Origin of the sequence: Microbacterium sp. LMC-P-041, from assembly GCF_030209555.1 — a bacterium.
In the GTDB taxonomy this organism is placed as follows: domain Bacteria; phylum Actinomycetota; class Actinomycetes; order Actinomycetales; family Microbacteriaceae; genus Microbacterium.
The window spans coordinates 396009-414064 of record NZ_JARVRV010000005.1 but is presented as its reverse complement, the minus strand read 5'-3'; the positions used below and the strand labels follow the sequence as shown (position 1 = coordinate 414064).

Sequence of the window (18056 nt, the reverse complement as noted above, 5' to 3'; positions counted from 1 at the left end):
GAAGCGCCACCCGATTCTCCCTCATCGGACGGGGGTGTCACCCACCCCGGTCGTCCTACTTGTTGGCCTCGGTGTCCTTCTGGACCTTCTCGAGCGAGGCGACGAGATCCTCGACCGGGGTCTGCAGCGGCACGGCGGTGTCACCCGACGACTCGAGCAGGCCGGCCTGGACGTCCTCATTGGTCTGGAAGATCTCGACGAGCTTCAGGTACGTCTCGTTGTCGGCGTCCTCGGCGCGGGCCGCGAAGATGTTCACGTACGGAAGCGCGTTCGGGTCTTCAGGGTCGTCCTGCGCGATCGCGTCCTCGAAGGTCAGACCCGCATCCTCGACGAAGTCGTTGTTGATGATCGCCGCCGCGACGTCGGGCAGCGACGTCGGGATCAGCGCGGCCTCGAGCGCGGTGACCTCGACCTTGGACTTGCCCGTGTCGATGTCGGAGAGGTCGGAGAAGATCGTGCCGCCGCTCTTGAGCTCGATGAGTCCGGCCGACTGCAGCACGAGCAGCGCGCGAGCCTGGTTCGATGCGTCGTCGGGAACCGCGACGGTCTCCCCCTCGGGGATGTCGTCGACATCGTCGTACTTCTGCGAGTACAGGCCCAGCGGGTAGATCGCCGTCGAGCCGACCGGCGTCAGGTCGGAGCCGGATGCCGTGTTGTACTCGGCGAGGTACACGATGTGCTGGAACTGGTTGAGGTCGATCTCACCCTCGGTCAGAGCGGGGTTCGGCTGCTCGTACGAGCCGAAGTCGACGAGCTCGACCGTGATGCCCTCGTCAGCGGCTGCCTCGACGAAAGGAGCCCACTGTGCGTCTCCCTTGCCGACGACACCGATCTTGACGGTCTCGTCCTCGGAGCCGCCGGAACCGGCGTCGGACGATGCGGTCGCGCAGCCTGCGAGTGCGACGAAGAGCGGGACCGCGGCGAGCGCGGCGATGACGGATGTGGTCCGACGGGATGCTGTGATGGACATGAGTGTTCGGGTTCCTCTCTTGGGGGACTCGAATACGTTAGGCAGGGCGACGCGCTGCGCGACAATCGAGTGTCACAGAGCGTCACAGCTCTCAGTCGTAGTCCTCGATGCCCTGCAGCCGGACCTGTTCGAGGTCGAGTCGTGCCGAGATCCGACGGACCACGAGGTCGTCGACCGTCCCGTCTCTGCGCAGTCCGAGCAGCACCTCGCGTTTGCGGTCGATGAGCGCGAGCTTGAGGCGTGTGTGCTCCTCGTGACGCAGCAGCGGCGACCGCTGCATGACGTCGACGTCGGCCGAGGTGGCGATCATCTGCAGAGTCCTGACCTCGCCGTCCGCGAGCTCACCGTCGTCGCCGACACGAGTCGCGTCCGGCAGTCGCAGCGCGACCGACGCCTCCGCGGCACCGGCATCCGCTCCCCCGTTCATCTGCTGGCCGCCGCCCAGCGGATCGGGCTCGTCGAGCATGACGTCGAGCGCCTGGGCCTCGGCATCGACGATCGCCTGCTCGCGCGCCAGCGCACGCGCGTTCGAGAACTCGAGCATCTGGTAGCCCTCGGCACGCACCTTGTCTCGGATCTCCTGACCAACGCCGTGCTCGACGGCGAGGTCGTCGAGGGCGGCCAGTGCCGCGCCCGAGATCGTCCGCTCGGCGAGCTCGTACTCCTCGGCCTCCATGTGATCGACCGGGAAACGTGCCCAGCGAACGATCGCCGGCAGCAGCGGCCCCTGTACGAGCAGACTGAGCAGGATCACTCCCGCCGTGACGAAGACGATCTCGTCGCGTCCGGCGATCTCGCCCTCGGTCGCGCTGGCGGCCGGAACCGACAGCGCGATCGCGAGCGAGACGGCACCCCGCATGCCTGCGACCGTCGACACCGCCATCGATCGCGCCTTGGCACCACGGGACGGAAGCGCCGGATTGCGTCGCTGGAAGGGCGCGTTCAGCAGCTGGAAGAGATATCTGACGACGAGCAGCGTCCCCCACACCGCGAGGGTGATGAGCACGAGCCGGCCGATCGCCGCCGCGGAGATCTCATGTGCGACGAACTGCACCTCGAGCCCGATCAGCACGAACAGCGCTCCGTTGAGCAGGAAGACGCCGAACGGCCATGCGGCGTCGGCCTGCCGCCGCGACGAGGCTGTCGTCACCCGGGGCGATACATAGGCGACGATGAGACCGGCCACGACGACGGCCAGCACGCCGGAGGCGTGCACGATCTCCGCGAGGAGAAACGCGCTGAACGGGATGAGCAGCAGCGCGACGTTGATGACGATCGTCGAAGAGGTGCGACGCAGCAGCAGGTACCCGAGGCCTGCGATCACGACACCGGCCGCTATTCCTCCGACATAGGAGGTGAGCACCGACATCGTCACCGACAAGGGCGTGATGTTGCCGCCGAGAGCCAGCGAGACGGCGATCGCGTAGAGCACGAGCGCGGTTCCGTCGTTCGTGAGGCTCTCGGCCTTGAGCTTCATGAACATGCGCCGGGGCAGCAGCCTGCCGAGGGCTGCCACGGCCGTCGCATCCGGAGGGGCCACTGCGGCGCCGAGGATCAGCGCGGTCTCCCACGGCATCCCGAACAGCAGACCGATGCCCGCGACGGCGAATGCGGATGCCACGACGAGCACCGTGCTCATCGGGAGGATGTAGCGGAAGTCACGGCGGATCGATCGCAGCGAGGTCGTGAGGCTCTCCCAGAACAGCATCACCGGGAGGAACAGCAGCAGGACCGTCTCAGGGGGCAGCTGGATCTCGCGGAGCTGCGGGACGAAGCCGAGCAGGAGTCCGAAGATCACGAGGACGAGCGGCAGCGCGAGTCGAACGCGCGGCGCGATCAACGTGCCCACGAGGATCGTGAGTCCGATCAGGACGGTGACCTCGAGTCCTTCCATCTGAACCTCCCGGGTACCGCAGGATCAAGCTGTGCGATCCCGGCTGGCATCGAACCCCGCCCAGAGCACAGCGCATTCGACTGCCACCGTATTCCCGCGAGGGCGGAAGGGCCAGACCTCTCGTCAGTCGAGCTCTTCGGTCAGCTCGAACCAGCGGAGTTCGAGTTCCTCGATCTCGGCCTGCTGGTCGCTGATCGCCTTCATCTTGTCGCCGAGGCCGGCGAAGTCCGACTGGTCGTGATCCGCCAGAGCGGTCTTCGCCTTGTCGACCTGCTGCGTGAGCTTCTGGATGCGGCGCTCGAGCGACGAGACCTCTTTCTGGGCGGCGCGCAGTGCGGCACCGTCGAGGCTGGGTGCCTTCTTCTCAGTGTTGACGGCCGTCTGCGACCTGCCCGGTGCCGAGGTCTGCAACTGGCGCAGGCGCAGGTACTCGTCGACGCCGCCGGGCAGGTGCCGCAGGTGGCCGTCGAGGATCGCGAACTGCTGATCGGTGACGCGCTCGAGGAAGTACCGGTCGTGGCTGACCACCAGCAGGGTCCCCGACCACGAATCGAGCAGATCCTCGATGGCCGCGAGCATGTCGGTGTCCAGGTCGTTGGTGGGCTCGTCGAGGATCAGCACGTTGGGCTGGTCGAGGAGCACGAGAAGCAGTTGCAGGCGGCGCTGCTGACCTCCGGAGAGATCCTTCACGGGGGTGGAGAGCTGCGCCGAATCGAAGCCGAGCCGCTCGAGGAGCTGGCCCGGCGTGAGCTCCTGCGCCTTCGAGCCGGATCCCATCGTGTACGAGGTGCGCAGTCGCGAGATCACGACACGCACCGGCTCGCGTCGGACGTCCTCGAGTTCGTCGAGGCGCTGCGTGAGCGTCTTCACCTTCACGGTCGTGCCGCGCTTCACACGGCCGACGGTGGGCTCGACGGTGCCCGAGATCAGCCCGAGCAGCGTCGATTTGCCGGCGCCGTTCACACCGAGGATGCCGGTGCGCTCCCCCGGCGCGATGCGCCACTCGACGTCGCGGAGGACTTCGCGGGTGCCGCCGTCGGCGGTCGGATAGGTCACTCCGACGTCGAGCAGGTCGACGACGTCCTTGCCGAGACGAGAGACGGCGAGCGACTGCAGGGAGACCTTGTCGCGGATCTCCGGCACGTCGGCGATGAGCTCGTTGGCCGCATCGATGCGGAACTTCGGCTTCGCGGTTCGCGCGGGTGCGCCTCGACGGAGCCACGCGAGCTCCTTCTTGGCGAGGTTCTGACGCTTGGCCTCTGTCGCCGCCGCCATGCGGTCGCGCTCGACCCGCTGCAGGATGTACGCCGCATAGCCGCCCTCGAAGGGCTCGACGATGCGGTCGTGCACCTCCCAGGTCTCGGTGCAGATCTCGTCGAGGAACCACCGGTCGTGAGTCACGACCATGAGCGCTCCGGAGTTCGGGCTCCACCGCTTCTTGAGGTGTCCGGCGAGCCAGGTGATGGCCTCGACGTCGAGGTGGTTGGTGGGCTCGTCGAGCGCGATGACGTCCCAATCCCCCGTCAGCAGCTTGGCGAGTGAGACGCGTCGGCGCTGGCCTCCGCTGAGGGAGCCGATCTCCGCATCCCAGGGCAGGTCCTTCAGCAGTCCCTCGATCACGTCGCGGATGCGCGGGTCGCCGGCCCACTCGTACTCCGGGGTGTCACCGACGACCGCCGCGCTGATGGTCAGGTCGTCGCTGAGGGTGTCGGCCTGGTCGAGGACGCCGATGGTCGTGCCGCCTCGCACCGTGACGCGGCCCGAGTTCGGCTCCTTGATGCCGGCGAGCATTCCGAGGAGGCTCGACTTGCCGTCTCCGTTGCGGCCGACGATGCCGATGCGGTCACCTTCTTCGATGCCGAGGGTCACGGAGTCGAAGACGACCCTCGTCGGATATTCGAGATGAAGGGCTTCTGCCCCGAGAAGATGTGCCATGTCACTCCCCAGGGTAGTCGCGCGGTCTGGGTGACCCGGTCAGCCTCCTGTCACGGCTGCCTCGTCATCCGGCACCCTGCGCACGAGCGCGCCGGCCGAACAGCTCCGGGAGCGACGCCGTGAACTCCTCGAAGTGGCTGTACCAGACAGTGTGCGCGGCTCCGGGGATGCTGCGCACGTCGATGCCGTTCGCCTCGAACCGGGAGACGTCGGCGGCGGTCACCCAGTCGCTCGGGTCGGCGCGGACGATGATCGACCCCGGGTCGGGAAGCCACATGTGATCGCGGCCGCAGGAGACGGATGCCATGGTCGTCGCGTCGAAGCGGCGGGCGGCGAGTGCCTCGATCTCGGCATCCTTCTCCGAGTAGAACGGACGCGAGGCGCGGAGGTTCTCCGGCGACTGTCGCGCTTCGCGATCGCGAACGTACCGCTCGATGAGATCGTCACGGTCGCTGCCGCCGGGGAGGACGAGTGCGGCATCGACATAGATGCCCGGTTCAGGTCGGAGCAGCGGGGCCGCCTGTGCGAGCACGCTCGCACCGAAGGAGTGTCCGACGGCCGCGAGCGGCCGCCCCGGGGCGAGACTTCGGACGGTCTCGACCACCGACGATGCGGCCCGCTCGATCGTCAGACGCGGGTCTCGCGGGGACAGACCGTGACCGGGGAGATCGATCGCCAGCACACGGAAGCCCTGTGCAGCGAGCACCGGCATCACACGCCACCAACTGTCGGCCGAGCCCATCATCCCGTGGAGCAGAACCACCGTACGAGGACCGTCGCCGACGTCGACGGCGTGAAGGAGCATGACGTCAGTGTCGCACGAGTGATCACTCTTCCGGGATCATGTCGGTTCGGGAATGTCTCGAAGCTTCGTTCGAATGTCGGTGGTCCGTGATCTACTCGGAGACATGACAGCACTGCTCGACGCGACGGACACGCAGATCGCGAATCTCGCCGATCTCGTCGCCGCGTTGCAAGTCGCAGAGGCGACAGTGAGCAGCATGAGCGCCGCGCGCGACGGGCTGCTGGCGATCGCCGGTCGGCTCGCGGTCGACATCGCGAAGCAGGGTGATCACCCGGACCGGGGAGATCATTCGATCAGGACCATCGCGGCCGAGATCGGAGCCGTGCAGCATGTCAGCGATCGCACCATCGAGCGCCGGATGGCGGCGGCGGAGCTGCTGGTCGATCGGTTCCCCGCCGTCTGGGCCGCACAGGGAGCGGGGCGGATCAGCGCCGCGCACTCCCGTGTCATTGTCGACGCAGGTTCGGGCCTCGAGTCGCCCGATCACCGCGAGGCATATTCCGCGGTGATCCTTCCGCTGGCGGAGGTGGAATCGCCGAACCGACTGCGCGCGCTGGCGCGCCGTGTGGCCGAGCGCTTCGCTCCGACGACAGTGTCGGAGCGGCATCGTCGCGCCAGATCTCAGCGGCGAGTCTGGGCGACGGATGGCGAAGACGGGATGGCAACGCTGCACACGCACGCGCCTGCCGCGCTCGTCCACGGCATGTTCGACCGTCTCTCGCAGATGGCGCACGCACTGCGCGTCGAGAACCTTCGCGCGAAGCGGCGGGCGGCTCGCGACGGCGATGAGTTCGAGGCGGATGATCGGACGGTCGACGAGATCCGCGCCGACCTGCTCGCCGACCTCGTGCTCAGCGGCCAGCCGACCGGGCACGACAGCGAAGACGGACTGCTGGCGGCCATCAGTGCGCGCATCGAGATCACCGTTCCGGTGACGACCCTGATGGACGACGAGGCGCACGAGGGGTCGGGTGCTCCGGATACCGAGGCGGCGCCGCCCGCCGAGCTCGACGGCGTGATTCCGATCGACGTCGATACCGCGCGCCGGATGGCCGGGCAGACGAAGGGATGGGAGCGGGTGCTGACGCATCCGATCACCGGTCGCGTCCTCGCCGTCGACCGATACCGACCGAGCCGCCACCTGCGCAGGCACCTGCGGGCAAGAGATCAACGATGTCGATTCCCGGCGTGCGGAGTGGCGGCGCGGAAATGCGACCTCGACCACAACCATGCTGCCTCGACGGGTGGCGCGACCTGCGAATCGAACCTGGCATCGTTCTGTCGCCGACATCACGTTCTGAAACATCACACGCCATGGCAGGTCGGGCAGAAGCCCGGCGGGGTCATGGAGTGGACGAGTCCCATCGGGCGGACGTACATCGACACTCCCCCTGCACCGAACACGGTGATCTTCACCGAATCGGATGCCGTGCGCGCGCCGTTCTGAGCGGAGACGTTCGCGCTGGCGCGGACCTGTGGAGAAACGCGACGCGAGCCTGGCCGATTTCACTACGGTGGCGCGGTGACTCCTCCTCCATTGCGCCCCTTGTCCGTTCTTGCGATTCGTCACGGCAGAGGCGGTGGTGCGGCAGTTCCACGGTTGGGCGCGCGCATAGTTGCTGTCGCCGTAGTGGCGTTGGGGGTTGGCGCTCTCGCGGGATGCACCACTGAACCCGAGCCCGCCCCTACGCCCACCGCGGCCTTCGCCAACGAGGAGGAGGCGTTCGCTGCAGCGGAGGCTGTGTACCGGGCGTATAACGAGGCGTTGAACGAACTCGATCCGGCGCTCCCGGAGACGTTCGAACCGCTGTTTCTGCTAGCGAGCGGGGGTCTTGAGGCTGCGGATCGAGAGAACTTCTCGGTGATGCACGCGGAAGGCCACATCATCAGCGGCGACGCAAGGGTGGCGAGCTTCGAAGGCGAGTCGAGCTCGCCGCCCTATGACCTTGTCATCGCCGCGATATGTCTGGATGTGAGCGCGGTAAATGTGATGGATGCCAACGGCAATTCACTCGTCGCACCCGGGCGGCCGGACATGTACGCCCTATCCGTTGAGTTCGTGGCGGGGGATGACCGGCCGCTCACCATGGACTCCTCACGTCGCGTGGGAGACGAACAATGCACCGACTGATAGCTGTTGCTGCAGTCGCGGGCGCGCTCTGGTCGATGATGGCTACGGCTGACGGAAGCGACAGCGCGGGCGACTATCTGTACGGCACAGATGGTTCCTCCCTCACCATCTCCGGCACCCAGCAGCAGCCGAGCACTGATCCCGGCACCGACTCGAATTGGAGTGATGGCGGTCCGGGCGACGGCACGGGTCCGGGTGAACCGTCGGGACCGAGCCAGGAGGCGATCGACCTCGCGGCATGCATGGACGACTCGGGCACCACGCGCTGTGCGCCGCGCCCGAACCGGCCCGCTCCCCCGGCCTCCGCTCCGTCGACGCCGGGCGCGCCGACGATCACCATCTCTGACCTGGCGCGATTCGCACCGGCATCAATCCGTGCGACCGCCGAACCCGGCAACGTCGGGATCGTCGGGATGCCGACGAACTTCACGGCCGCAGCATCCACGCAGATCCAAGACGGCGAGCTGTTCGGCGCCCCGCTGCGTGTGCGCTTCGCGCCGGCCAGCTACATCTACACCTACGGCGACGGGAGCTCGGCGACCGTGACCACGCCGGGTCAGACGTGGGAGGCGCTCGGTCAGGCGCAGTTCACGCCGACCCCGACCAGCCACGTCTACCGCGAACCCGGCGTGTACCCGGCCCGCGTGGACATCCGATTCACCGCGCAGGTGGACCTCGGCGGCGGATGGATCGACATTCCCGGGCAGCTCACGACCAGCGGCGCCACGCAGGAGATCCGCATCCTCGAGGCCCGCACCGCGCTCGTCGCCCACACCTGCCACGAGAACCCGGCCGGCGTCGGCTGCTGAAGAACGCACCACAGCAGCACGACAACAAGAAAGAGCCGCCGGCCCCGAAGGTCCGAGCGGCCCTCTTCTGCCCGATGGCTGATCGCTTTCTCGTACGACTCGACGATCTCGAGGAGGCTCGGCCTTCCGAGAGCAAGTTCGCCTACGGCGCTCTGCTCCTCGAGAGGCAGCCGCCGACCGATCCCCTCCGGCTTAAACTAGGCAGGTGCCATGGAGTCGCCGGGTGTTCTCGCTCTCACTAGCCGACCGCACGGCAAAGCTGGTGCAGTCGAGAAGGCGACCCGGTCGCTTCGAGCTCAGCGTGGATGGAATTGCGCAGTCCGTCGTCTCGATGACCGAGCCGACCGACCTCGAGTACAGCTACACCCAACACATCGCCCGCGCAATGGATGCCGCCGCCGAGCCTGGTGCGCCGCTGTTCACCGTGCATCTGGGGGCCGGAGCACTCACGCTGGCACGCTACGTCCAGGCGACGCGCGCCGGATCACCTCAGCTGGTGGTGGAGTTCGAACCCGCGCTCTACGCCGCCGTCATCGACGCGCTGCCATTGCCTCACGGGTCTGACATACGAGTCATCCTCGGTGACGCTCGAACGGTCGCGGACGCCGCTTTTCCGAATGAGAAGACATCGCCGGTGCAGTCATCTCCGTCCCCCGGACTTGACGACGCCGCGAGTTATCGCACCGCAATCGACACCGATTGGGTGGAGGCGTGCTTCACCGTCGTCGATCTCTGGGATGCCGCCGTCATCCGGCATCGTGTGGCCAGCCAGGAGTTCTATCGCCGGGTCGCCGCGCGCTCCGCAGCAGCGGGCGTGGTCGCCGTGAACCTGCTCGACGGGCATCCGTTCGAATACTCACGACGACAGGCCGCGACCCTGAGCACCGTGTTCGATCACGTCGCTGTCGTGCTCGACGCAGAGCCGGAAGATGCGGAAGGGCCACTCGGCAACGTCGTCATTTTCGCGAGCGATGAGCCGCTGGACAAGGTCACCGCCTCCGTTTTGCTCGACACACCGCGGCCTCATCTCCTCCGCGATGGCCCTCTGACGTCGTGGATCGCTGAAGCGCGCATCATGACAGATGCCGACGGCACAGACTCTCCCGATCCCGACGACCCCGTCTGGGGCTAGCGCCGTGTGCGGACGTCCTCCGACAGGACGTCCGCTTCCCGCCAGCGGCTCGTCCGCGCGCGGTGTGAAAAGTCGACCCGACATGGCGAAGAGCCGCCCGGACCCGAAGGTCCGGACGGCTCGTCTGCGGTGAGTGCGATGTCGCTTACTGGTACGACTTCACGATCTCGAGGAGGCTCGGCACGTTGGCGTACGCCTCAGCAGCGTTCTCCTTGGTGACGATGATCGGGTCGAGCAGGTACGCCGGAACGACCTTGGCGCCGTTGTCGTACGACTCCTCGTCGTTGACATCGACGGTCTCGCCCTTCTGCAGCTGGCCGACCATCTTGATCGACTGCTCGACGAGCAGTGCGGTGTCCTTGTTGATCGTGGAGTACTGGATGCCCTCCATGATCGACTTCACCGACTCGACCTCGGAGTCCTGACCCGTGACGACCGGAACCGGCTTGCCGGCCTGCTGCACCGAGGTGATGATGGCGCGAGCAAGGGTGTCGTTCGGCGACAGCACGCCGTCGACCACGGTGTCACCGCTGTACGACGAGGTGAGCAGCGTGTCCATACGGTTCTGCGCGTTCTCCGGAAGCCATCCCTCGGTCGCGGTCTGCGCGATCTCGGTCTGCTTCGACACGACCACCAGGTTGCCGTTGTCGATCTCCGGCTGGAGCACGTCCATGGCGCCGTCGAAGAAGACCTTCGAGTTGGCGTCATCCGGCGAGCCGGAGAAGAGCTCGATGTTGTACGGAGCCTCGTGGCCCGCACGCTCGGCGAGACCGTCGAGCAGGGCCTGGCCCTGCAGCTGGCCGACCTTGAAGTTGTCGAACGCGACGTAGTAGTCGACTGCCTCGGTGTTCTCGATGAGACGGTCGTACGCGATCACGTATGCGCCGGCATCCTTGGCCGCCTGCACCTGGGTGGCGAGCTGCTTGCCATCCTTCGCGCCGATGATGATGACCTTGGCGCCGTTGGTGACCATGGCCTGGATCTGGTTCTGCTGCTCGGCGACCGTGTTGCTCGCCGGAGCGTACTGCACGTCTGCCTTGAAGCCGGCCTCTTCAAGGCCGTCCGTGAAGAGCTGACCCGCGAGGACCCAGTTCTCACTGGTCTTGTCGGGAAGGGCGACACCGATCGAGGAGTCGGCGGCGAAGCCTGCTTCGGCCTCTTCGCCGGATCCCGTGTCGGTTCCGCCGCCGCGCTCACCGGAGCAGCCCGTGAGTGCGAAGGCAGCCGTCGCGACGAGCGCTGTCGCTGTGACGATGATCTTCTTCATGTGATCTCTTTCTGTGTGATGTGACGGATTCTGCGTGCGAGCACTGCGCGGAGAGTCCGCTTACTCGGCCCTCGTCTTATCGACGGGAGGGGCTTGGTAAGTCCTGTTGGGTTCGAAGGTCGCGGTGGCCTCCGGGTCGCTCCTGCGGCCCGACCGGCGGGTCAGGAGACCGATGAGCGACGGACGGCCCTGCTGCTTGTTCCAGACGTCGATGCCGACCGCGAGCAGCAGCACGAGGCCCTTGATCATCGAGACGACGTCGGCACCCTGGCCGAGCAGAGCGAGACCGTTGTTGAGGAACGCCATGACCAGACCACCGATGATCGAGCCGATCACGGTACCGATACCACCGGCGACCGCAGCACCACCGATGAACACCGACGCGATCGCGTCGAGCTCCCAGCCGGTGCCGTCGTTCGGTCCGGATGCCTGCGAACGGGCGACGAAGATCATGCCGGCGAGTGCGGCCATCATCGACATGTTCATCATGACGAAGAAGTCGACCCAGCGGTCCTTCACGCCGGAGAGGCGTGCGGCCTGGCGGTTGCCACCCACGGCGTAGATGTGGCGACCGAAGACGGTGTTCCGCGTGATGAACGAGTAGATGATCACGAGGGCGAGCAGGATCAGACCCGGAACCGGGAAGCTCGTGCCCGGGCGACCCGTCGCGAACATCCACGCAGCGGCGAGCACGACGACCGAGAGCAGCACGACCTTGACGACGCTGACCCACAGGGGCGCACTGTCGGAGCCCATCTTGTGCTGCTGGCGACGGGTGCGGATCTCCCAGAAGACCAGCCACGCCACCGCGACCAGTGCGAGGATCATGGTCGGCACGTTGAAGTCCAGCGGGAGCCCGACCTCAGGAAGGTAGCCGGTGCCGATCACCTGGAAGCCCTTGGGCACCGGGATCGTCTGAGCGTCACCGATCCACTGCTGCGCGCCACGGAAGAAGAGCATGCCGGCGAGCGTCACGATGAACGCGGGCACCCCGACGTAGGCGACCCAGAACCCCTGCCAGGCGCCCACCAGGGCACCGACGCCGAGGCCGAGCAGGATCGCCAGCGGCCAAGGAAGGTTCCAGTCGGCCATCGACTTCGCGACGATGATGCCGGTGAAGGCCGCCACGGAGCCGACCGACAGGTCGATGTGCCCCATGATGATGACCATCACCATGCCGATCGCGAGGATCAGGATGAACGAGTACTGGTTGATGACGTTGATCAGGTTGCCCGACGTCAGCGTCGCGCCGTTCGGTCCGTTGCGCAGCAGCGTCAGCACCTCGAAGAGGACGATGATGACGATGAGGCTGCCCAGGATGCCGAACTGGCGCAGTGACGAGGTGCCGTTGCTTCCGAACATCTTGCGGATGTCGCCGAAGTGGAAGCCGCGCTTCGTTGTCGTGAGGTCGGTGGTCATGCGGATGCTTTCTGAGTCGCGGAGGTCATGCTGCGCATGAGAGCCTCGGGTGTCGCCTGGTCGGCCGGGATGCAGTCGGTGACCCGACCTTCGAAGACTGTGTAGATGCGGTCGGAGATGCCGAGCAGCTCGGGCAGCTCGCTGGAGATGACGATGACGCCCTTGCCCTGGGAGGCGAGCTCGTTGATGATCGCGTAGATCTCGTACTTCGCGCCGACGTCGATGCCGCGCGTGGGCTCATCGAGGATCAGCAGGTCGGGGTCGGTGAACATCCACCGGGCCAGCACGACCTTCTGCTGGTTTCCTCCCGAGAGCTTGCCGACGCCCTCTTCGACGCTGGGCGTCTTGATGCGCAGCGCCTTGCGGTAGCGCTCAGCGACCGAGTATTCCTCGCGCTCGTCGACGACGCCGCGCTTCGAGATCTTCGACAGCTTCGCCGCCACGACAGACCGCTTGATGGTGTCGAGCAGGTTGAGCCCCAGCACCTTGCGGTCCTCGCTGACGTACGCGAGTCCGTGCTTGATCGCCGAGGAGACGTCGGGGATGGTGATCTCCTGGCCGTCCTTGACGATCTGTCCGCCGAGGAACGTGCCGTAGGAGCGACCGAAGATGCTCATCATGAACTCGGTGCGGCCCGCGCCCATCAGACCGGCGATGCCGACGACCTCGCCACGACGCACGTTGAGGTTCGACCCCTTGACGACCATCCGCTCAGACACGGTCGGGTGCTGCACCCACCAGTCCTTGACCTCGAAGAACACGTCGCCGATCTCGGGGGTACGGTCGGGGTAGCGGCTCTCGAGCGAGCGGCCGACCATGCCGCGGATGATGCGGTCCTCGTTGATCTCGCCGCGCGAGATGTCGAGCGTCTCGACCGTGCGACCGTCGCGGATGATCGTGATCTCGTCGGCGATCTGCTCGATCTCGTTGAGCTTGTGGCTGATCATGATCGACGCGATGCCCTTGGCCTTCAGACCCAGGATCAGGTCGAGGAGGTGCTGCGAGTCGTTCTCGTTCAGTGCCGCGGTGGGCTCGTCGAGGATGAGGAGCTTGACGTCCTTGTTGAGGGCCTTCGCGATCTCGATCAGCTGCTGCTTTCCGACACCGAGCGTCTTGATGGCGACGTCGGGGTCTTCGCGCAGGCCGACGCGGGCCAGCAGCTCGACCGTGCGCTGACGCTGGGCGCGCCAGTCGATCGCGCCGAAGTGGCGGATCTCGTTGCCGAGGAAGATGTTCTCGGTGATCGAGAGCTCAGGGATCAGCGCGAGCTCCTGGTGGATGATCGCGATCCCGGCCTGCTCGCTCGCCGCGATGTCGCGGTAGCGCTGCTCCTCGCCGTAGAGCAGGATCTCCCCCTCGTACGTGCCGTAGGGGTACACGCCGGAGAGGACCTTCATCAGGGTCGACTTCCCGGCGCCGTTCTCGCCGCAGATCGCATGGATCTCTCCGGCCCGGACGGTGATGGACACGTCGGACAGCGCCTTGACACCCGGGAACTCCTTGGTGATGCTGCGCATCTCCAGGATGGGGCCTGACACGACCGGCAACGTTGCTGTGGTGCTCACAAGATCTTCCTCGCGACGGGCGGTCACCTTCGATGTGACCGTTCACATTGGATTACATAGTCTACGCTCGCTGAGACGGTGTCAAGACCACTCGCGAAAATGTGGCCTTATCGAGGCGCGGACGATTCCCGCGTTCGAAGGGTCGTCTGCAGGGGCCCGAACTGCGGCACCTGCTCACCACGGATCTGCGCGAGCAGGATGCGCACGGCGCGGCGACCCAGCTCGGGGAAGTCCTGATGCACCGTGCTCAGCGTCGGGGCGACATGCGCCGCGACCGGGATGTCGTCGAACCCGACGACGCTCACGTCCTCGGGCACGCGGATGCCGGCATCCCTGAACCCGTGCAGCAGCCCGATCGCCATCTGGTCGTTCGCGACGAACACGGCCGTGAAGTCACGCCGTCGGGCGAGCTCCTGCCCCGCGAAATAGCCGAAGTCGGCCGTCCAGTCTCCGCGGATCGGCGGGAAGGTGGGCAGATCGGCCTCCCGCAGAGCATCGAGGTATCCGCGCATGCGCGACTCGGCCTCGATCCAGTCCTGCGGCCCGGCGATGTGGATGATGTCGCTGTGTCCGAGCCCGATCAGATGCTCGGTGGCGGTGCGCGCGCCCGCGACCTGGTCGGCCGACAGGGTCACCCCGTCGGAGCCGGAGGCCGTCTGCAGCGAGACGAACGGCATCTCGACCGCCATGCCCTTCAGCACATGGAACGCCCGGACCTGCGGGGCGAGCACCACGATGCCGTCGACCTGCTCGCGTGCCAGCTGCCGCAGGGCGTTGCCGATCGCCTCGGGCGTCGTGGCCGAGAGGTTCAGGGTCGAGACCGAGTACCCCTCCTCGCGAGCGGCGTCCTCGATGCCGACGATCGACGACGTCGGTCCGAACTCCCCCACCGTGGCCGAGAGGATGCCGAGCATGTTGGACTTGCTCGTCACGAGCGCCCGCGCCGCGAGGTTGGGGCGGTAGTCCAGCACGGCGATGGCGTCGAGGACTTTCGCCTTCGTCTCGGGACGGATGCTAGGGTGGTCGTTCAGCACCCGCGACACGGTCTGGTGCGACACCCCCGCGAGTCTCGCGACGTCGCGGATGCTCGGCATCCGGGCACGCTCGGAGGCAGTCGACATCACAGACCTCCTTGTATGTGCACGGTCACATCGTCTCTTCATTATGTATGCCAGGCGCGCGGAGCGCACCTCGCCGAGGCGAGGATGCGGGCGGGCCGGGTCAGGCGAGGATGCGCGCGCCGGGCACCGGCCCGTGCACGTGCAGCGACTCGAGTCCGTGCTCACGCAGCAGCGACTGGACCTCCTGCGCACCCTCGGGGCTCGCGCAGAGGAGAGCGACGGTGGGTCCCGACCCCGACACGATGCCCTGCAGAGCGCCGGCGTGGATGCCGCGCAGGATCGTGGTCTCCAGCTCGGGCCGCTCGTACAGGGCGGCCTCCTGCAGGTCGTTGTAGATGCTCTCGGACAGCAGCTCGGGATCGCCGGAACGCAGCGCCTGCAGCACGGGAGCCGGCACCTCGAGCGACAGCGGCGGATCGTCGGCGAGCGAGCCCTCAGCGTCTCGCAGCGCATCGAGTCGCGCATACACGACGGGCGTGGACAGCCCGTCATCGCTCGGGACGAGCACCCAGTCGAAACGCCCCCTCGCCAGCGCGGGATTCAGCTGATCTCCTCGGCCGGTTCCGACGGCGGTGCCGCCGTGCAACGCGAACGGGACGTCCGCGCCGAGCCGGGCGGCCAGCTCATGCAGGCGGGCGGTCGAGAACCCGGTACCCCACAGTGCGTCGCACGCGACGAGAGCGGCCGCGGCATCCGCCGACCCGCCGCCCATGCCTCCGGCGACAGGCACGCTCTTGCGGATCTCCAGCGCCACCCCGCCGTCGTACTCGGCCGCGGTCGCGAGCAGCTTGGCGGCGCGCATCGCGAGGTTGCGATCGTCCAGCGGCACGGTGTCGGGGTCGTCGACGCCCGAGACGGTGATCGAGAAGTCGTCGGCGTGCCGGGCGATCACGTCCTCATAGAGCGAGACCGCCTGGAACACCGTGGCCAGCGCGTGATACCCGTCGTCGTGGCGGCCGCCCACACCGAGATAGACGTTGATCTTGCCGGGCGCGCGCACGTGCACGGAGTCGACGGGGGCGGCGAAGCTCATGTCGGTGTTCCCGTCACAGCTCCGTCGACGTCGCCCACAGGTCGACGTCGATGGCACCGGCCGCCTCGTCGATGCGGCCGAGCTCGTCGTCGGTGAATGCCGGACCGTTGACGGCGGCGATGTTCTCGTCGAGCTGCTCGGGACGCGATGCCCCGACCAGCGCGGAGGCGACGACCGGGTTGCGCAGCGTCCATTGGATCGCCATCTGCGCCAGGGACTGCCCACGCTGCTCGGCGATGGCGTTGAGCGAGCGGAGGGTCTGCACGGCGGCATCCGACAGCGGCGCATCCGGCAGCGAACCGCGCTTCTGCGCACGGGCGGCCGTGCCGTCGCCGAGGTACTTGTCGGTGAGGAGCCCCTGCGCGAGAGGTGTGAACGCGATCGCACCGACGCCGGACTGCTCGAGGGTGTCGGTGAGGCCGTCTTCGACCCAGCGGTTGAGGATCGAGTAGGCGGGCTGGTGGATGACGAGCGGGGTGCCGAGGTCGGTGGCGACGGCGACGGCCTCGGCCGTGCGCTCGGCGCTGTACGACGAGATGCCGACGTAGAGGGCCTTGCCCTGGCGCACGAGCGTGTCGAGCGCCCCGATGGTCTCGGCGACCGGCGTCACGGGATCGGCGCGGTGCGAGTAGAAGATGTCGACGTGGTCGAGGCCCATGCGGGTCAGCGACTGCTCGGCGCTCGCGAGGATGTACTTGCGGCTGCCGAAGTCGCCGTACGGACCCGGCCACATGTCCCAGCCCGCCTTCGACGAGATGATCAGCTCGTCGCGGTAGGGGCGGAAGTCCTCGGCGAAGATGCGACCGAAGTTCTTCTCGGCCGAGCCGTAGGGCGGGCCGTAGTTGTTCGCGAGATCGAAGTGCGTGATGCCGCGGTCGAAGGCGTGACGCAGCAGCGCGCGCTGGTTGTCGAGCGGGATGTTGTCGCCGAAGTTCCACCACAGGCCCAGCGAGATGGGCGGCAGGAACAGCCCCGAGGTGCCGACCTGGCGGTACTCGAACTGCTGGTAGCGGCTCTCATCGGCGGCGTACGGCCGGTGGAGCTCAGGGACGTTCGGACGGAAGCGGGGGGACTCGGTCACCGTGCCAGATTAGCCGGTGACGGCGGCGTCTTCGATCTGCGCGACATGCTGAGCGACACGATGGTAGTCCTCGACCGTGAGATCCTCCCCGCGAGCGGTGGGGGCGACTCCGGCCGAGATCAGCACTTCGGATGCCGCGGCGGAGCTGCCGAAGAGTCCGGACAGCGCCTGACGCAGCATCTTGCGTCGCTGGTTGAAGGCGGCATCCACGATCTGGAACGTGCGACGGCGCTCGTCCTCGGGGCCGCGCTCGCCCTCCGACCGGTCGAATCCGACGAGCAGGCTGTCGACGTTCGGGACCGGCCAGAAGACCTGACGGGAGACCGTGCCCGAGAGCTTCCATTCGCCGTACCAGGCGGCCTTGACGCTCGGCGAACCGTAGATCTTCGACCCGGGCTTCGCGGCGAGACGCTCGGCGACCTCGGCCTGCACCATCACGACACCGCGCTTCAGGTAGGAGAAGTTCTCGAGGAAGTGCAGCAGCACGGGGACCGAGACGTTGTAGGGCAGGTTCGCGACCAGCACGGTCGGCTCGCCCGGCAGCTCCGTGATGCGCAGCGCGTCGGCGTCGACGACCGTGAGCATGTCGGCGGGAACGCCGTGCTCCTCGGCGGTCTGGGCGAGCCGGGCGGCGAGCCGGTGATCGATCTCGACAGCGGTGACGGATGCGCCGGCCTCGAGGATCGCGAGGGTGAGGGAGCCGAGACCCGGGCCCACCTCGACGACCCGCTCCCCCTGCTGGACGCGGGCGGCGTGCACGATCTTGCGCACGGTGTTCGCGTCGACGACGAAGTTCTGTCCGAGCTTCTTGGTCGGGGTGACATCGAGCTCGGCGGCGAGCCGGCGGATCTCGGTGGCGCCGAGCAGGGTGACTGTCATTGCTCCATTGTCCCC

Annotated in this window: 15 protein-coding genes; 4 read left to right on the top strand and 11 right to left on the bottom strand. The window is 67.2% G+C overall.

The features are described 5' to 3' along the window. Positions 1–55: 55 nt before the first annotated feature. From QRN21_RS12180 to QRN21_RS12165, 4 genes are all read right to left on the bottom strand, one after another. Positions 56–970, bottom strand: a complete 915-nt coding sequence (locus tag QRN21_RS12180; RefSeq protein WP_053097067.1) for a MetQ/NlpA family ABC transporter substrate-binding protein — start codon at positions 968–970, stop codon at positions 56–58. 91 nt (positions 971–1061) lie between these two features. After that, positions 1062–2864 (bottom strand): Na+/H+ antiporter, encoded by a 1803-nt coding sequence (locus QRN21_RS12175; RefSeq protein ID WP_285364236.1) that lies wholly within the window; start codon positions 2862–2864, stop codon positions 1062–1064. 123 nt (positions 2865–2987) lie between these two features. Next, positions 2988–4799: an ABC-F family ATP-binding cassette domain-containing protein gene (locus QRN21_RS12170; RefSeq protein WP_056280025.1), complete on the bottom strand. Its 1812-nt coding sequence runs from the start codon at positions 4797–4799 to the stop codon at positions 2988–2990. A 64-nt stretch (positions 4800–4863) separates the two neighbouring features. After that, on the bottom strand, positions 4864–5604 hold the full coding sequence (locus tag QRN21_RS12165) for an alpha/beta fold hydrolase (protein ID WP_285364235.1): 741 nt from the start codon (positions 5602–5604) through the stop codon (positions 4864–4866). Between the two features lie 103 nt (positions 5605–5707). Between QRN21_RS12165 and QRN21_RS12160 the strand changes: the two genes are divergently transcribed. The 4 genes from QRN21_RS12160 to QRN21_RS12145 all read left to right on the top strand — a co-directional run bounded on the left by QRN21_RS12160 (position 5708) and on the right by QRN21_RS12145 (position 9676). After that, on the top strand, positions 5708–7051 hold the full coding sequence (locus QRN21_RS12160) for an HNH endonuclease signature motif containing protein (RefSeq protein WP_285364234.1): 1344 nt from the start codon (positions 5708–5710) through the stop codon (positions 7049–7051). 99 nt (positions 7052–7150) lie between these two features. Beyond that, positions 7151–7735: a hypothetical protein gene (locus QRN21_RS12155; RefSeq protein ID WP_285364232.1), complete on the top strand. Its 585-nt coding sequence runs from the start codon at positions 7151–7153 to the stop codon at positions 7733–7735. Beyond that, positions 7723–8544, top strand: coding sequence for a hypothetical protein (locus QRN21_RS12150; protein ID WP_285364231.1), 822 nt, complete (start codon positions 7723–7725; stop codon positions 8542–8544). Before QRN21_RS12155 ends, QRN21_RS12150 begins: the two co-directional genes overlap by 13 nt. A gap of 301 nt (positions 8545–8845) precedes the next feature. Continuing rightward, positions 8846–9676 (top strand): polyamine aminopropyltransferase, encoded by an 831-nt coding sequence (locus tag QRN21_RS12145; protein WP_285364229.1) that lies wholly within the window; start codon positions 8846–8848, stop codon positions 9674–9676. Between the two features lie 145 nt (positions 9677–9821). Here QRN21_RS12145 and QRN21_RS12140 read toward each other — a convergent pair whose 3' ends face one another. The 7 genes from QRN21_RS12140 to rsmA all read right to left on the bottom strand — a co-directional run bounded on the left by QRN21_RS12140 (position 9822) and on the right by rsmA (position 18041). Next, positions 9822–10943 carry a substrate-binding domain-containing protein gene (locus tag QRN21_RS12140; protein ID WP_053097082.1) on the bottom strand — a complete coding sequence of 374 codons (1122 nt, stop codon included), beginning with the start codon at positions 10941–10943 and terminating at the stop codon, positions 9822–9824. 60 nt (positions 10944–11003) lie between these two features. After that, positions 11004–12362, bottom strand: coding sequence for a multiple monosaccharide ABC transporter permease (gene mmsB, locus QRN21_RS12135; protein ID WP_053097084.1), 1359 nt, complete (start codon positions 12360–12362; stop codon positions 11004–11006). Continuing rightward, a complete protein-coding gene (gene mmsA, locus QRN21_RS12130) occupies positions 12359–13879 on the bottom strand; it encodes a multiple monosaccharide ABC transporter ATP-binding protein (RefSeq protein WP_222839478.1) in 1521 nt (506 codons plus the stop codon). The genes mmsB and mmsA overlap by 4 nt, the downstream gene beginning before the upstream one ends. A gap of 155 nt (positions 13880–14034) precedes the next feature. Beyond that, entirely contained in the window at positions 14035–15048 is a 1014-nt protein-coding gene (locus QRN21_RS12125; RefSeq protein WP_053097086.1) for a LacI family DNA-binding transcriptional regulator, read from the bottom strand. Between the two features lie 100 nt (positions 15049–15148). Further along, on the bottom strand, positions 15149–16081 hold the full coding sequence (locus tag QRN21_RS12120) for a 4-(cytidine 5'-diphospho)-2-C-methyl-D-erythritol kinase (RefSeq protein ID WP_053097087.1): 933 nt from the start codon (positions 16079–16081) through the stop codon (positions 15149–15151). A gap of 13 nt (positions 16082–16094) precedes the next feature. Beyond that, the gene (gene mgrA, locus QRN21_RS12115) at positions 16095–17162 is read right to left on the bottom strand and encodes an L-glyceraldehyde 3-phosphate reductase (protein WP_072591554.1); all 1068 of its coding nucleotides are present in this window, start codon (positions 17160–17162) and stop codon (positions 16095–16097) included. Positions 17163–17171: 9 nt separating this feature from the next. Beyond that, positions 17172–18041 carry a 16S rRNA (adenine(1518)-N(6)/adenine(1519)-N(6))-dimethyltransferase RsmA gene (gene rsmA, locus QRN21_RS12110; protein WP_285364227.1) on the bottom strand — a complete coding sequence of 290 codons (870 nt, stop codon included), beginning with the start codon at positions 18039–18041 and terminating at the stop codon, positions 17172–17174. Between the last annotated feature and the right edge of the window lie 15 nt (positions 18042–18056).